The organism is Haladaptatus halobius (assembly GCF_020618475.1).
Lineage (GTDB): Archaea > Halobacteriota > Halobacteria > Halobacteriales > Haladaptataceae > Haladaptatus > Haladaptatus halobius.
Genome location: NZ_CP085339.1, coordinates 153,757 through 168,243 on the forward strand (window position 1 = coordinate 153,757; position 14,487 = coordinate 168,243).

Consider the following 14,487-nt stretch of genomic DNA (forward strand, 5'->3'; position numbering starts at 1 on the left):
CTCCCACACTCTGCTGAGTATATCCTCTCTATTCAGCACGCCGTTCCTGACAGCAATCGATCAGCGAAGTCAAAATACATGTCTTGTTATGGGGTGCCTCTGGTACGACCCGACGCTATCTTTCGCAAGCCTTTCAGATAGCACGCACTTCGTCGGTTTCAAGGATGGTCTTCAGATTCTCGCCTTCCTCTCTCATGTGCGTCCGGACAGCATCGAATTCACGCCGGTTGAGCCACGCACCGATCGGGCCGGTTCGTACCTTGATCCGTTGAGTGAGATCACAGCCGTTCTCGTGGGGCTCAATCGTAAAACTGATCGACGGCATAAGTATCCCGACCAGCCGTGAGGTGGGTTTGAACTCGATGTGTCGGTCGGGGACGACCTCCGTGAACTGGACCGTCTTTTTCTGCCTCTTTCCCGCGATTCGTTCCTCGAAGTAGCCGATCGCCCCTTGTTCTAACCCGTCTCCAGTATTCCATCGGAACACGATATGATCGGGATGCCACCGTTGGTAGTTCACATCCATCGTTTCGAAGAAGTGGTAGACCTCCTCCGGAGATGCGTTCACTCGCGTAGTTTCCTCTAAGATCATCTCTGTCTCTATAATTGTCTACGCAGACGATAGCTGTTTGTTCATGAAGTGGGTAGTTTCCCGTATTGTCCTACGATGATGGACTCGTCCTCTCTATCTAGCACATCATTTCTAACAGATGACTTGGGGGTAACGTTCAACTGCTCGCTGTCTTATCATATCGTTCAGATACTGCTCCCTCGACTGTCCGCGCATCTGCCGCAAATCGTCTGTATATTGGTTGATGTACTGGAGCTTGTCGACGAAAATTTCCTCGTCAACCATTCAGACGTCACCGCTCGCAAGCCGGTCGATGAATTCCTGACGTTCTCGCTGTCGCTCATCAGCGGTGGCCCCATACTCACGCTCGATCTGCTCGCGATAGTCGTTCACGGCCGTTTCATCCCCAACAAGGAGTATTCCGTCACGGACGATTGAATGAACGACATTCAATGGGAGCTGTTCGATGTCACTTACGTCCACAAAGCCCTCGGCATATGCTTGAAGGTCAGCATCGATGCGATTCCGTCGTTGGAATCGCTCACGGGCGTCAAGCTGGTCTGGAAACTGGAGCGCAATATCGACATCGGATGCCGGTGTTGCCGTCCCACGGGCGTGAGAGCCAAATAAAAGAGCGAACGTAACCTCTGTCTGCGAAAGATATGACTGGAGCCGAGTGACATCAATGCCGTCGATGTCCATGTCGCTCGTCCGCTTCATGGGTTAGTGTTTGCGAGCGATGACTAATATACTTACGTTGGTTCCATCCCGGACGAGTGCAAACGATACAGAACACGGGAAGGTGGATCTCTTCTGTGATCTCTTCCAAGCAGAAGACGCGAACACGGTCGTCAGAACCAAATCGAACTCTCCTGACGGTGACTTCTCGGTTGATTCAATCACGCGGTTCCGACCACAAACGCGGTGGCCGGTACCACCTCACCCCCTCCCGCTGGCTTTGAGCCGATAGACGCCGATACAACTGCCGTACTTACGAGTAGCCGTACGGCGTCTGTCCCAAACTGTGTCAATTCGGGACGTCCAATTCCGCGTTCGTGATGGTGTTCGTGTTAGATTCGTGTCCCTCTCGGCCGTGATTTGGTCCCGACCACGCTACTCTCCGGCACCCTCGTCTGTGGCCGGACTATCGTTTGCGTCTCTGTTCGTCACCTCGCCGGGAAGTTCGACGTCTGCCTTCAACACGAGACGCGTTTCCTGATAGCTCAATCCGTCTTTGGATCGCTGGCGTTTGATCTTCCCGAGGCGTCCATTCGAGAGTTCGTGCATCGCGTCCATTGTCCGCCGAGCAAGTTCCTGACTATATTTCTTGCTCACGCCGGACTCCTTGAGTCGAATCCATTCGGCGAGATCTGAGGCATCGAGATAGGCACGGATCTCCCCACTGCCCTTCGACCAGAGTGAATACCGGCCTGCTTCGTCGCGTTCACGCCACGCTTTTCCCGCGAGTTCGTCGGGTTTGCGATTCGTGACGGACGCGAGCATGCCGTCGTCATAGCGAGCAAGCCGCTGAATTGGCAAGAGATCCGCCGTCGAATAGGCGACTGCACCACCGCGACCGAGGGAATCTTCCTCACCCGGAAGTCGGAAGTAGGTGTTGCCGTCGTCTTTCGTGATGCGTTCGAGTTTGTTGCCATCGACGAAGATCCGGTCAGCGTCAACGTTGTCGGCGAGTAGGTGGGCACCTTTCTCGAACTCGCGGGCTTGGAGTTCATCGATCCGTTCGTCACGTGCCTGCGTCTTGCGGGCAAGTGCCTTCCGGTGGGCTTTCGCTTTGGCTGCCTTGTCTGCTACATCTTCTACTCGCGCTTCAAGCTCGTCGATTCGGGTATCCTTCTCCTCAATATCTGCGTGGAGATCTGCGATCTGTCTGTCTTTCTCGGCGACTTTTCTTTCAAGATCGTCAATACGGTCAGTGAGCGACTGGACGTGCTTTGTGAGGTCGCTGACTGAGACGCTGCTTTCATTGAGCGCATTGGACGCTCCGGAAGCGGTGGTGTTACTCATTGGCAGACACCTCCGCTGTGACCGCCATGTCGTCTGTTGGGGTAGAGATCCGGAGGAAGTGCGCAATCGTGGTGAGCGAACCGATACAGCGGGCGGTCGTGTCAGTAGCGGTGTGGGTGTACTCGGGAACAGTCATAGGCGAATTGGAGTGCTTGGCAGTGCAATTAGTGCAGGGCGCGTATCTTGCAGAAACAGGAAATTTCGATCGGGGCTATTGAATTGGCCGATGCAGGTAGGTACTTGTTATCCGCTTGCGGACTTCGCTAATCAAACCAGTGGTGGTCCCCTACACGAGTGGGATCGCATCATCACCGAACCCACTCCCATATGTCTCGACGACTTCCGTAACGGTGACCTCATACGCATCGTACCACTCCGTCCACCGCTGTTTTGCGCGTTTGTGGTCCGCATCCGTTCCAAACGACTCGATTGCGTCCAACGACTCCCAGTAGTAGACGACTAGAACCTCCTCACTATCCGGCGCATGCCACGTTTGCTTGCCCACATATCCCTCCATGTCCTCGGCAGCCGCTTGTATCGCGTCATTCAACTCATGAAACTCCGCATCATACTCACCCGGAGCGAGGCGGAACGTTACCAAATACATCAGGACTATTCACTCGTCCACGCGAACAAGACGCTTCCCCTCGGAGCATACAACGGTTAGCAACCAACGACTCGCTGACCCATGCCCAAGTCGGGTTTGGGTTTCTGGCCACCCTCGCCGGGACCTTCACGCCTATCCTTCGTAACGGAGAACATTCCTATGAACACCCCTCTAAATCGGGTCCGAGTGGGTCCCATGGTGAGTATCTGATGACACGACACAATAGCCAGTCCGACAGGAATCGATTCGCAACCATCGCAGTCGGCGCAGCTGAAACCGAAACGCATCCTCACAGAGATGGAACGAACGATGTCGTCCCGCCGATTCACCTTTCGACTACGTTCGAGTGGGCCAGCGGGGAGGACGCCAATGAACACGACTATTCGCGCGAGAGCAATCCGACGCGAGCAACTCTCGAAGAGCAGTTAGCCCGCCTCGAAGGCGGCGAGTATGGGTTGGCGTTCGCCTCCGGAATGGCTGCCACATCGACGACGATGCTGTCACTGGTCCCCCCGGGAGGCCACGTCGTCTCCTCGGACACCATCTATAGCGGAACCGAAAAACTGCTCACGGAACACATGGCCGGACATCTCGGCGTTGACATCGACTTTGTTGACGCCCGTGACCCCGACAACGTCGCCGATGCAGTCAACGTGGACACTGACTTGATCTGGGCAGAAACACCGTCGAATCCCTTGATTAGATTGTGCGATATTCAAACAATAGCCGACATCGCCGATGACCATGATGCTCTGTTCGGCGTGGACAGTACCTTTGCGAGTCCGTACTACCAAGCCCCACTCGAACTGGGTGCTGACGTCGTCGTTCACAGCACCACCAAGTATCTCAACGGGCACTCCGACTCGATCGGCGGTGCCGTTATCACCAACGACAGTGGGGTTTTCGAGCAATTGGCGTTCGCGCAGCGGGTTGGGCTCGGGAATATGCTTTCGCCATTCGACTGCTACCTCGTTGCGCGAGGTATCAAGACGCTGCCCGCGCGGATGGAACATCATGAGAAGAACGCGATGGCAGTTGCCCGGTTCCTCGAAAGCAACAATCGGGTCGCTCGTGTCCACTATCCGGGTCTTGAGAGCCACCCGCAACACGATCTTGCGAGTGAGCAGATGTCGGGGTACAGCGGGATGCTGTCCTTCGAGTTTGATGGCACACTCATCGAACTTGAGGCGTTCATCGAGGGACTTGAGGTATTCACGCCGGGAGCTAGTCTCGGTGGGGTCGAGAGCCTTGTTGAGGTACCGTCACTAATGATTCCCGACGAGTTCAGTCGTAGTGAGGATTCAGCGGAGATTCCCGAGACGTTGGTCCGGGTATCTGTTGGCCTCGAAGACGCCGATGACCTCTGCGAGGACCTCCGGAAGGCACTACCGTAGGCGCACGTTCCCCCTTTCTCCCGACGTCCCGATCCGCAAGCGGGGTCGATTGTCCATCAGATCTGGCAGCCGCAAGCGGGAATACGAACTATTTCTAAACGAGAGAGTGCGGATTATTCGAGCGGTTCGATTACGTCTCCGGGGCGAATCATCCCATCTTCGAGAATGTCCGCTCGGAGCCCACCTCGGTGAGTGAGTGCCTGCAATACGCCGTCCTGAGTGATATGCTGAAGATGATTACAGGGTTCACACAGTCGATCTCCTCGACAGATGGCGTCACCGACTCGGAATCGTTGTCCAACGAGATGATTGAGTGCGACATCACGGGTTTCGATATTTCGTCGGTGTTCTCCCGGTGCGAGTTCGATTCCCGCTTCACGTTCGATTGCCGTTACAGCCTCTTGCTCGATCAACGTGAGGTCGTACCCATCGTGGCGTTCCTCATCTGGCTCCCACTCGACGAAGGTTCCCGTCTCAATCTCCCTAAAGTAGCGATCACCTCGGAGTCCCTTTCCGGCAACTGCTTCAACGTCAGTCTCTTCTTCCATCTCCGCTTCGGCTTCAGGTGCGATAAAAATCCGTTCGACAGTGCCACTCCCGGTCATGTGTGCTATGCGCGTTTAGCACAGTATAAACACTCGGGTGTTGTTTGACAAGGTAACTCAGCGGTATATCCGCAGTAGCTACCTCACGGTTGTTTCAGTAGGTAAGAAGTCGCACCAACAGGATTTCAACAGAGCCACTGATTCTCTTATCGAATTGACCGCGATCGCGTCGGCGATTCGATAAAACATCACGGATTTGATGAGTCACACCCGTTGTGACCGGACACGAGAGCGAAACCACGAGGTAGCCGTAATATACCGACACACTACTACTGAACAAAAAGGGCCTTCTTCCGTAGTTGTGACTCGAGTACAAAGCGTCGGAGACGTGAGGAACCGCGCCAAGCTATGGCCAGGGGCGGTCTACACGTCACGTCCCGTCCAATGTGTCACCATGGTTTTGTTTTCTCGCCGTTCTCACACCCCGCTACCATTACGCCCGGTCACAACGGGTGTGACGCCACCGGTGACCGCGCCATCCTCGAGAAGATCGAATTCGTGATACCGCATTTCATTCAGCCCTTCCGCCGTGTCAATGTCCATCGCCACAATCTCGACGTTCTCCTGTTTCTGACTCACGCGGCGCTCTTTCTCGGTCACGTCCGAGCCACCAAGCTCGACAAGCTTCTCCCAGACACGGGTAATCGTCGTTCCGTGCGGTTTCTCGCCATCGATGGCGGTGATCGCTTCCTTCAGATCTGCACGCGTCCAGAAGACGCCCGAGCCGTTTTTCCGCCACGTGGCGAATTCGTCCCATCGCCGGGCAGCTGTCACCGCGCGCCACGAGTTCTTTTTGTGCTTCTTGTCTACGAGCCGCTTTTTCACTTGATATGGCGAACAGTTCGCGTACAGATCCAGCAGGGACGTGGCTGGATCGACGCCACCCGGCAGGCCAGTGGTGGTCGACGATTCGTCGTCGTCTTCGATCTCGGCTTCGAGTTGGTTCACCTTTGCCGTGGCTGCTTTTGAGATCTCCCGCGCGTTCTCTGCGTTTTCTTTCGCTTCGTGTGCGTTTGCGGTTAGATCCTTCCGTGCCGTGCTGGCTTTCTCGGCGTCCGCTTCGAGTTCACCAACGCGCTCCTCAAGCGCACCGATCTGCTCGGCCTGCTGCTGAATCACCGCCCACATCGTTTCCCGGCTTGGTAGCTTCTGCTTGGGATCTGGCTCGGCCGTGCTCGCGTTCGACGTGCTCGGCTCGGCCATGTCCATTCCCATTGTGGCGGCAAAGTCTTCGTCCGATACCGCGTTTTCATCGACTTCTTCGAGCGATAGTCCGACAGCCATCAATTCTCACCTCCGAAATCTGTCTCCACATACTGTTGGAGCGACTCGATCTGCTCGTCTTTCTCAGTGACTTCCTGTTCGAGGTCGTCAATTCGGTTGGTAAGCGACTGAACGTGTTTGGCGAGGTCGGTGACCGAGACGTTTTCGAGAGTACTAGACGCTCCGGAAGTAGTGGTGTTACTCATTGGCAGACACCCCCGCTGGAGCTACGGCGGCGTCGTCTGGCGTGGAGAGCCGGGGGAAGTGTGCGATGGTGGTGAGTGAACCGATACAGCGAGCAGTCGTGTCGCTAGCAGTGTGGGTGTACTCGAGAACAGTCATCGGCGAACCGGCGTGGCTTGCTGTGCAGTGGTAGGTGGCTTGTTGCAGTTCGTCCTGTGCCGTCGTCGTAATCGGTGGGGCCGTCAGCACCAGTTGTGGTGCCTGACTCGGTACGGGGTGTGTTTCTCTGACGGTTAGAATCGTCCGTGGCAGGTCGGTCGTCGTGATGCGAACGCGATCACCGGGCGAGAGTTGCCGGACGAGTATTGCTGAATCGCGGGGATTCAATGGCTTCGGAATGACCGAACGCTCGTCGGTACTCACGCCTGCTCACCTCCCGTCGGGTTAGTGATGCACTCGACACGCGCACCCGTCCGAAGCCAGGTGTAGCGCCCAGTTGGTGAGAGATCGTAGTGCTCGAGCGTTGTCTTGGTGTGCTCAATCTCGTCGTAGTAAGCATACTGCAGCCGGTACAGATCGTGTGTTGGTGTCGCAACGTACAGCACGTGCTCGCCGGGCTCTGGCCCGCGACAGGAGAGTTCGGGTTCGCAGTGCTCATACTGATAGATGACGCCTGTGAGCGTGCGATGGTCAGTACAGATTTGGATTGGATCTGCACACGCCAGTGCGAGAACCGTCTCTCGGTCGGTCATTGGTCGGTTTCCCGATTATGGCGAATGCGTTCACAGCGCTGGCAGGGCGCTTGGAGTTGGTCGTGTGCATCCGCTCGTGCGAGGGTGACGAACGAGTTGTCGGTTCGGGTCGAACAGAGCGGTTTGTCCTCGTTGTTTGGTTCGTGGTAGGCGTAGGCCCTGCTCGTCGGCTGGTCGAGGATAAGCACTGGATCGTCGTCGGGGAAGGGGTTAGCCTCGATGCGACGGCGACGTTCCGACTCATCTGAATGGGGCTGGTATTCAGCTGGGATGCAGGAGTGTGAGCCGTTGCACCGAACAATGTACGTGCCGCAATGGGGACATCGATCGAACGTTGCTTCAATATCGTCGGTGGTGATCTCCTCGTCTGGTGACCACGATCCATTGTCGGTAGTCGTGGCGGGGGGCGTGTTGCAGTTGTGGTCGCCCATCAGCACCACCTCCGATCGTGCCGGTAGGTGTGCTGGATTATGGTCCGGGCGGTGTTATGTTCGGTGGCGCGGTCGCAGCAGCTGGAGTTACGTCTTGGGGTGGGGTTCCGGGTTGTATGTTTCATGGGATGGAACCAGGTGGTTTTGGGTGGGTGCTTGCATGCGGTACTGGAGGACACCAGGTCATGCTCTCGTCTTAGGATTGACGAGGAGGCCCGGTGGGTCACATGGATGTCATGCCATACAGTCACACCCAGAAAGTGAGGGGTAATTAATTTAATGCACGCAACACTATTAATTTGAAATAACATATACCGGCGACTGAATGTGTATCCGTCGTGATCTACTAGCCTGCCGACAGCTAGCGCTGGTCGGCGAGGGCGTCCTGTCGGGTGCATTTACGCACGCACCTCAGTTGTGGTGGTGTGAGTGATGGCGTCGATGCCGTAGCACCGATTGAGGATCTGTTGGTAGTGCTGGCGGGTTTCTGCAGTGGTTTCGCCCGGTGGTGTCGAGGGGAGTTGTGGATTGCCTGTTTTGGTGGTGGCGACCGAGCGGTAGGTGTCGGTGTCGTCGGGAATCTGGAAGCCATCCTTGCCGTAGTTGATCGGGAGGCGACGTTCGAAAAATCGCTGGCAGTCGGCGGTGGCGTAGATGCAGTACAGGTAGGTCTCTTGGCTGGTGGTCTTGGTTCGGGTTTCAAAGCCCACTCTGAGTTCGACGAGGTATGCGCGAGTGATTGCCTCGTCGGTGGTTTCGGGAGCGGGTTGGTCGGGGTCGTGGATGGCAGTTTCGGGTGTGGGTTCGAGGCGCTTGACCGGTTCGAAGACTGTCTTGCCGAGGGTTGCCTCGACTGAGAGAGCGCCGCCGTTCGGCTTCTCGTCGAAGGACGCCATTAGTGGTATCCTCCGAAACGAAGTGGTTGGTAGTCGATGCGTTTTTCTACGGCAGGGGTATTGCTAGTCATGCTTCTGTGGAGTGCAGAAGCGCGGTCGGTGTCATCACCACCGGCCTTTCTGCGAAGGTATCCCGCGCTTCTATAGACCTATATCTATTCTCCAGGAGGATAAAACTATGTATTGCACAGTGCAATTACTGGCTCAAAGTAAAGTATTTTGCATATCATCTCATCTTTTGTACTGTACTACACTATGAGTTGCATAGAAATGGTTAACGAGAACTTTGTTCCCTCCGAAGATTGCGACCGTGTCCTAAGCGTATTTAAAGAAGGACAAGGGGGTAATAAGCCATGGGGACGTGCAAACCCTCGATACATCATTGATCAAACTGGGATTGAGAAATCTAATGTTGAGTTCCATCTTCGACGACTTCGGGACGCTGGTTGGATTACCAGGTGTGCTCGCGGACTCTACGAGTATGTTGAGGATCCAAGAGAGTAGATAGACTAGTAGAGATTCCTAAAGAAAACGTCCTCCTTGGGGGTTGTAGAACGCGAGAAACGAATCCGCGAAATTGCACACAGCCATAGCGAGTATCGTGTGTAAATCGAGTCGGTCGCGATCGGTTCGACACCGTTTCGATTGGACTGATCGAACGACTTTCGGAGTTCTTTATATCTGGTCGGTGTTTCAGTTACCCGATAAAACTAGGTTTCCAGGGAACGTGTGCAAAAATATGCGTCTTCGAATGACCGACACGCGGGAACGGCGGATGGAGTATCTCCTCGAGGCGACTGGTGAGAAGAGTAAGGTACTCGACCGCGCCGCCGAATTCTATCTCCAGATGCGAGGGGACACGGCGGCTGTTCCCAATGGTGCGTTCGTCGACCTGATGGAGAAAGCCGAGCAGCAGGGGAGTGTGACAGCGGAAGAGATCGCAGCGGTACTCGATACCGAGGAGTTGCCTGTTAAAGCTCAAATGAGTTGGTCTGTTGGACAAATAGATTAGTAGTCGATATACTGAATTTGAATCGGTAATTGAAATTCAGGGTCTGTTGGGATCATCAGAACGTCACAAGAATGGCGTGTTGCATACAGAGGATGTAATCAGCAAAACCCACGTTATTCATTCCTTCCTATTCTTCGAGGAATCGCCCGCGTGTTGGCAGTGACAGTCTCGGCGATTTCGCAGGGCTGCTCACCAGTTAGTCTTCACGAGTGAGGATATTCTCGACCGCCTCAACAAGGCCGACTACATCGTCACAGGCGAACGCTGCGGTGTTTTCTTATTCACTTTGTAGTAGTCGGCAGCGCCTTGATTGGGTCATAACACTACTCGTTGCCTTCACCCGTGCGAATTCAAATCGACTTCGGCGTCTCCGATTGTGGAGCCATGCTCGTGAACACGACCCGGATTCCTAGTATTCTCCGGTTACTGAAACGTCGATTGCCTATAAAAGACGCGTGGAGACTGGTGTGATCGGTGTGCTCAAGGGAGTGATCATGAACACGAGTTAGGACCGGTTCGTGTTCATATTGGGGCGAGCTGTATTCGCTACGTGAATCCCCTAGGGGTCTGGGAGGAAATATTGAGATAATATTTGACTGTTCATATAGACAAAAACCAGCGTGCATTACCTTCGTCATAGATGTTCTCTTAGCAAAAATAATCTTTAATAAGTTCCGGATGTTGTGAAATTCTTGATTTCATCTCCACACCATTCCAAACGTCAAGAAATTTCATATCTGGTAGGAAATCATCGCTTGCTAGTTTTGTTTCTAAATCTCCGGTCGTTTTTATCGTAGCGACAAGGAGTCCAGTACAACCATGGCTATTCGCATTCATCTTCATTCTATTAAGATCTCGAGCATTAATTCCACTTCCTTCGTTGTTGAACTTATCTTGAACCATTATCTTCACTGTTCTTCTCCCGATATTTTGGTAGCAAAAGCCATCCTTTCCCTGATCTGCGCCCGTACCACCAGGAGAGATGTTACTGAATGAGTCATTTAACCTCAACAATTGATAGACAAGTTCTTGGAAGTCGTCGCCTTCGGAATCAAGTTTGTTCCATTGAACAATATTACTGGTCAATTCTTCGATCTCATCCACTAATCGGTCACAACCCGTGGTCGAATAGACTTCTGATAACCGATTTATTGGCGCAACAGCGATTTTACCTGTAGATTCGTAGAGAGAGAGTTTCGCCTGGTCTGGAGTAAAGAAAATAACTTTCTCGGTGACTTTATCAACTTCGATGAATTTTTTGTTCTCAATAAGATCAATATTGTATGAGCAGCTCGAAGGATTAGGTAGTTCAATATTTCGTGCTAGTTCAAACCCTTCTGTCTGTTTCGATGAAGAAATTTTAACTGGAGTTTGTTGAGCAGTACAGATAATTTCGTTTGGCTTCACTTTATGGTGCATTCCGCAATTATCACAGTAAAATCGTACTCTTTTTCTAATCCATGGCATTTCCTTACAATATGCCAATTCGTCATGAACTAGCGATGATTTGTCAATAAAGTCGCCACTTATCCCTTTGACTAATGTTGGAACAAATGCTGCTTCTCCTATGATTTCTGATTTATTGATCTCAACCATTTATATTCTTAATTATGTACTCGACAGTCTTCCTATGGTCTTCTGGAGTCAATTTCTTCTGATAGATTCGAAAAGCATTGTTAGCTGGCGAGAGTTGGAAGGTCACACGTCCAACCCCATCAATATCGAAAACCATGTTTTTGAAGTTGTGAGGACGATCCTCTGGATAAGCTTCGTCCTCACTAATTTCATCTTTACTGGTCCATTTTGATATCGACCGGCCAGTATGTTCAGCATGAGTTGCCTTCACGAAATCGCTTAGTTCCAAGAAATTTCTCACGTCGTCGTCAGTTATCGTCATTTCGTTCCCGGTAAACGACAGCTCATTATCGAATAGTTCTTCAATAGTCGATTTTACCGATGTTATATCGCTCTCAGACAGATCTCTCTCGCGAATTTCAGCAATTTCTTCATCAAGATGAATTCGGACAAAAGCTTTTCCTATGTCAGGAAACGTAATATTCCTACCCTCTCGTGGATGGTATTTGGTCTCTTCGGAGTTTTTTACCCAGAAGTCAAGATAGACATGGTCCGAATCCTCAACCTCTCCCAATCTCAATTTTGGGACAGCATCTAAAGACTTCCAAATATTGTTCCCTGTGGTCGAAAATGCCTTTTGAAATTCTTCGATATCTGAATCAGAAAGGAAGTCCTCTAGCTCATCTCCATCCATCTGTTTTACTATCTTCAAATCAGACTCACCCCCGTCTGATTGAAGCGCATTTATTTCAAAAAGATGTAGATTTGTTTCCAGTGCACCATTATTCATTGCGGACTCGTAATAAGACAGTTCTCTGTAGCTGGTTTCATCAAAAATACTTTTTCCAGCCTTGACAAATATTTGTTCCTTAAGTATAGACCAATTATCTGGCCAATCGTCCATCGCTCTCTTAATATTACGCTTTCCAGCCATTAAGAGATCATCTACGGTTTCGTCGGTGAACTCATCATACTCCTCCTCAATCTCATTAAACTGCTTTAGAGGTAATATATCTCGAAGATATTCTACTTGCTCTGGTGCACTGAGTGAATCAAATACCATAAGGAAGAAAGATGATCGCAGACATATATATCTTTCTGAAATTCGGGACGACTATCAAATTGGTCTTCGGACTCCCGATTCCAGATCCCAAGGAGAATGACGATGGGGTTGTCGACAAGGTGATTTCGTTGTCGAGAGACCTGCACGAACTCGCCGAGCGCTATCAGGATGCGAAAGCTGATGTGTCTTCACCGGAGGAGATTCTCAAAAGGTATGAAGTGAATTCGCTGTCGTTCGCTGTCTATATCCAGAGTATTGGTTTGGGTGACGAGGATGGTGAGGTGTCTCCTTCGCAGGATGGGACGACAGTTCGAGTGAACGTGCAGTCATCGGTGGAGTTTGTTTCTGAAGAGGCTGCGGCAGCGTTCACAACGCTAATTCGTAAGTTAGACGTGGAGTCAGTTGAGGAACTGGAGAGCCTTGAGCTTCCGACGAGTGCTGATGAGTTGGTGGCCGTCGCTGAAGAATACGAAGAGGCGCAGTCGGTTGTTGAGTCGGCACCTGATGAAGCCCGTAAATTGGAGAAGAAGTTAAATCAGCAGGTGTACTCGCTGTACAGCCTGAATACCGAGGCAAGGGATCTTGTGGATGAGCGCGTAGATAAGCCAGAGAACCCGCTTGAGGCGAAAGTACGGAAGTAAATTGAAGTATTACCAAACAGAGTTACTCACTCGGTTTCAATCAGCCCAGTACAAGATTCTCCAACGCAGGATATTGACCAAGGGTCTCAAATTCCCCAAACGCTTCCAAGTCGATCCAAACTAGCTGATCGTGTTCCCACGAAAGATCTTCATCACAAAGCTCCTCGGCCTCTGAACAAGGCATCTCGATCAAGATTGGATGCAAATGGAATCGCTCATTCACACTACTTGGATACGACGCTCCAATTTCTTTGATCTCCACAATTCTCGGAGAAACAGATATAAGTTCCTCATCCAATTCTCGCTTTGCAGTCTCGCGAATCGATCATCGCTCTCTCGCTTTCCTCCGATAAACTCCCAGTACTCATCCTCAGTTTGCCGAGCAAGCAAGTACCAGTAGCTATCATCTCTTTAGCGCGTATCACTAACTGCGCGACATTCACGATATCAGCCATTGCATAGATACTCCCAACCTCACGACTCTCGTGTTTAGCTTCGAGCTGCTCGATGAGTCGCTGATTGAACTCGTCCTTGTCAGCTCCATTGTGGGATCGTCGATGGCAGTTCGGACAAAGCGCAATCACTGATTCAGGATCATCAGGACCACCATCACTGAGTCGGTGCACATGGTGGACCTCCAACTAAGGGTCGCCGTTCGAAGTTTCGAATGGTGCAGGCTGATTACAACCTTGGCACGTTCCGTCTGCCCAAGCGAGCGCGTATTCTCTTACCTCGGATGCACGACGATGGGTTTCAGTGACAGACGTCGTGGTCGCTGGCTCAGAGCTGCTCGCTGCCTTTGCTCGCTCGTACAATTCTACCTCGTTGAGGCTTGTTTCCGTTCCAAATGGTCCATCCTCTCCCATCTCGTTGGAGACTGGTGCGAGGACAAATCGGATCCCACGTCGAAGGTTTTTGTTCGTATCTGGGAGTTGCTGTTCGAAGTGATCGACGTATTCGTACTGTCCAACGTATTCAACCATTCCCTTGCCGAGCATTTTGAAGAGATGCAGCTGGCGACCATCCGATTGGTGCTGAAGAATGGCTTTGTTCCCCTGATCATACGTCATGTCCCCCTCCCGGCCCTCACCCGTGTAGATTACTGTGCCATCATCTTTGAACTCATCTTGGTAGCCATGATCTTCCCCGGATCCGCCCGTGAACAGGAAGACATAGGGTGAATTGCCACACGGTGAAATCCCATGCTGGCGACGACCGCCGAATTCATCGTGAATTCCTTGGCGAGCGTATTGTTCGCCACTTTCGAATAGCGTCATTTGACTAACTCATCATTCTCAGTCCGGACCATAGATACTGAGGGAGATTGAATGTATGATCTATTGAATTCAAGGCAGGGATTAAGTGGTGTGTGTCTGCGAAATACCGTATAACTAGCGCTGCGAACACAGAGCTGATCGACATTTTCGAACAGTTCTATCGTGAATACTATGAGTTAAAATATCGAAATT

19 protein-coding genes are annotated in these 14,487 nt (G+C 52.0%); 3 read left to right on the top strand and 16 right to left on the bottom strand.

Going from position 1 to position 14,487, the window contains the following annotated elements; genetic code table 11:
* Positions 1–133: 133 nt before the first annotated feature.
* The 5 genes from LIW51_RS31060 to LIW51_RS31080 form a co-directional block, all read right to left on the bottom strand.
* Entirely contained in the window at positions 134–592 is a 459-nt protein-coding gene (locus LIW51_RS31060) for an SRPBCC family protein (protein WP_227379905.1), read from the bottom strand.
* A gap of 264 nt (positions 593–856) precedes the next feature.
* Complete coding sequence (gene mntA, locus LIW51_RS31065) at positions 857–1,291, bottom strand: type VII toxin-antitoxin system MntA family adenylyltransferase antitoxin (RefSeq protein ID WP_227379906.1); 435 nt, start codon at positions 1,289–1,291, stop codon at positions 857–859.
* Between the two features lie 393 nt (positions 1,292–1,684).
* A complete protein-coding gene (locus LIW51_RS31070) occupies positions 1,685–2,596 on the bottom strand; it encodes a DUF8008 family protein (protein WP_227379907.1) in 912 nt (303 codons plus the stop codon).
* The gene (locus tag LIW51_RS31075) at positions 2,589–2,732 is read right to left on the bottom strand and encodes a hypothetical protein (RefSeq protein WP_227379908.1); all 144 of its coding nucleotides are present in this window, start codon (positions 2,730–2,732) and stop codon (positions 2,589–2,591) included. The genes LIW51_RS31070 and LIW51_RS31075 overlap by 8 nt, the downstream gene beginning before the upstream one ends.
* Positions 2,733–2,882: 150 nt before the next feature.
* A complete protein-coding gene (locus LIW51_RS31080) occupies positions 2,883–3,203 on the bottom strand; it encodes an antibiotic biosynthesis monooxygenase family protein (protein ID WP_227379909.1) in 321 nt (106 codons plus the stop codon).
* Positions 3,204–3,412: 209 nt separating this feature from the next.
* Here LIW51_RS31080 and LIW51_RS31085 point away from each other — a divergent pair, with 209 nt between their 5' ends.
* The gene (locus LIW51_RS31085) at positions 3,413–4,597 is read left to right on the top strand and encodes a trans-sulfuration enzyme family protein (RefSeq protein WP_227379910.1); all 1,185 of its coding nucleotides are present in this window, start codon (positions 3,413–3,415) and stop codon (positions 4,595–4,597) included.
* A 113-nt stretch (positions 4,598–4,710) separates the two neighbouring features.
* On the opposite strand, the gene LIW51_RS31090 is transcribed toward LIW51_RS31085, so the two are convergent.
* From LIW51_RS31090 to LIW51_RS31120, 7 genes are all read right to left on the bottom strand, one after another.
* The gene (locus tag LIW51_RS31090) at positions 4,711–5,202 is read right to left on the bottom strand and encodes an MOSC domain-containing protein (RefSeq protein ID WP_227379911.1); all 492 of its coding nucleotides are present in this window, start codon (positions 5,200–5,202) and stop codon (positions 4,711–4,713) included.
* Positions 5,203–5,619: 417 nt separating this feature from the next.
* Complete coding sequence (locus tag LIW51_RS31095) at positions 5,620–6,486, bottom strand: hypothetical protein (RefSeq protein WP_227379912.1); 867 nt, start codon at positions 6,484–6,486, stop codon at positions 5,620–5,622.
* Positions 6,486–6,671: a hypothetical protein gene (locus LIW51_RS31100; protein ID WP_227379913.1), complete on the bottom strand. Its 186-nt coding sequence runs from the start codon at positions 6,669–6,671 to the stop codon at positions 6,486–6,488. Before LIW51_RS31100 ends, LIW51_RS31095 begins: the two co-directional genes overlap by 1 nt.
* Positions 6,664–7,071 (bottom strand): hypothetical protein, encoded by a 408-nt coding sequence (locus LIW51_RS31105; protein WP_227379914.1) that lies wholly within the window; start codon positions 7,069–7,071, stop codon positions 6,664–6,666. Before LIW51_RS31105 ends, LIW51_RS31100 begins: the two co-directional genes overlap by 8 nt.
* Positions 7,068–7,400, bottom strand: a complete 333-nt coding sequence (locus LIW51_RS31110; RefSeq protein ID WP_227379915.1) for a hypothetical protein — start codon at positions 7,398–7,400, stop codon at positions 7,068–7,070. The genes LIW51_RS31105 and LIW51_RS31110 overlap by 4 nt, the downstream gene beginning before the upstream one ends.
* Positions 7,397–7,831 carry a hypothetical protein gene (locus LIW51_RS31115; protein ID WP_227379916.1) on the bottom strand — a complete coding sequence of 145 codons (435 nt, stop codon included), beginning with the start codon at positions 7,829–7,831 and terminating at the stop codon, positions 7,397–7,399. The genes LIW51_RS31110 and LIW51_RS31115 overlap by 4 nt, the downstream gene beginning before the upstream one ends.
* 398 nt (positions 7,832–8,229) lie before the next feature.
* Complete coding sequence (locus tag LIW51_RS31120) at positions 8,230–8,727, bottom strand: hypothetical protein (protein WP_227379917.1); 498 nt, start codon at positions 8,725–8,727, stop codon at positions 8,230–8,232.
* Positions 8,728–9,478: 751 nt separating this feature from the next.
* Between LIW51_RS31120 and LIW51_RS31125 the strand changes: the two genes are divergently transcribed.
* Positions 9,479–9,739, top strand: coding sequence for a hypothetical protein (locus LIW51_RS31125; RefSeq protein WP_227379918.1), 261 nt, complete (start codon positions 9,479–9,481; stop codon positions 9,737–9,739).
* 648 nt (positions 9,740–10,387) lie between these two features.
* Here LIW51_RS31125 and LIW51_RS31130 read toward each other — a convergent pair.
* A complete protein-coding gene (locus tag LIW51_RS31130; protein ID WP_227379919.1) occupies positions 10,388–11,335 on the bottom strand; it encodes a hypothetical protein in 948 nt (315 codons plus the stop codon).
* On the bottom strand, positions 11,328–12,377 hold the full coding sequence (locus LIW51_RS31135; protein ID WP_227379920.1) for a hypothetical protein: 1,050 nt from the start codon (positions 12,375–12,377) through the stop codon (positions 11,328–11,330). Before LIW51_RS31135 ends, LIW51_RS31130 begins: the two co-directional genes overlap by 8 nt.
* An 11-nt stretch (positions 12,378–12,388) precedes the next feature.
* Here LIW51_RS31135 and LIW51_RS31140 point away from each other — a divergent pair, with 11 nt between their 5' ends.
* Positions 12,389–13,018 carry a hypothetical protein gene (locus LIW51_RS31140; RefSeq protein WP_227379921.1) on the top strand — a complete coding sequence of 210 codons (630 nt, stop codon included), beginning with the start codon at positions 12,389–12,391 and terminating at the stop codon, positions 13,016–13,018.
* Between the two features lie 290 nt (positions 13,019–13,308).
* Here the strand turns inward: LIW51_RS31140 and LIW51_RS39625 are convergent, their stop codons facing one another.
* Entirely contained in the window at positions 13,309–13,659 is a 351-nt protein-coding gene (locus LIW51_RS39625) for an HNH endonuclease (RefSeq protein WP_438267480.1), read from the bottom strand.
* Positions 13,660–14,295: an SRA domain-containing endonuclease gene (locus LIW51_RS40550; protein WP_497007416.1), complete on the bottom strand. Its 636-nt coding sequence runs from the start codon at positions 14,293–14,295 to the stop codon at positions 13,660–13,662.
* Between the last annotated feature and the right edge of the window lie 192 nt (positions 14,296–14,487).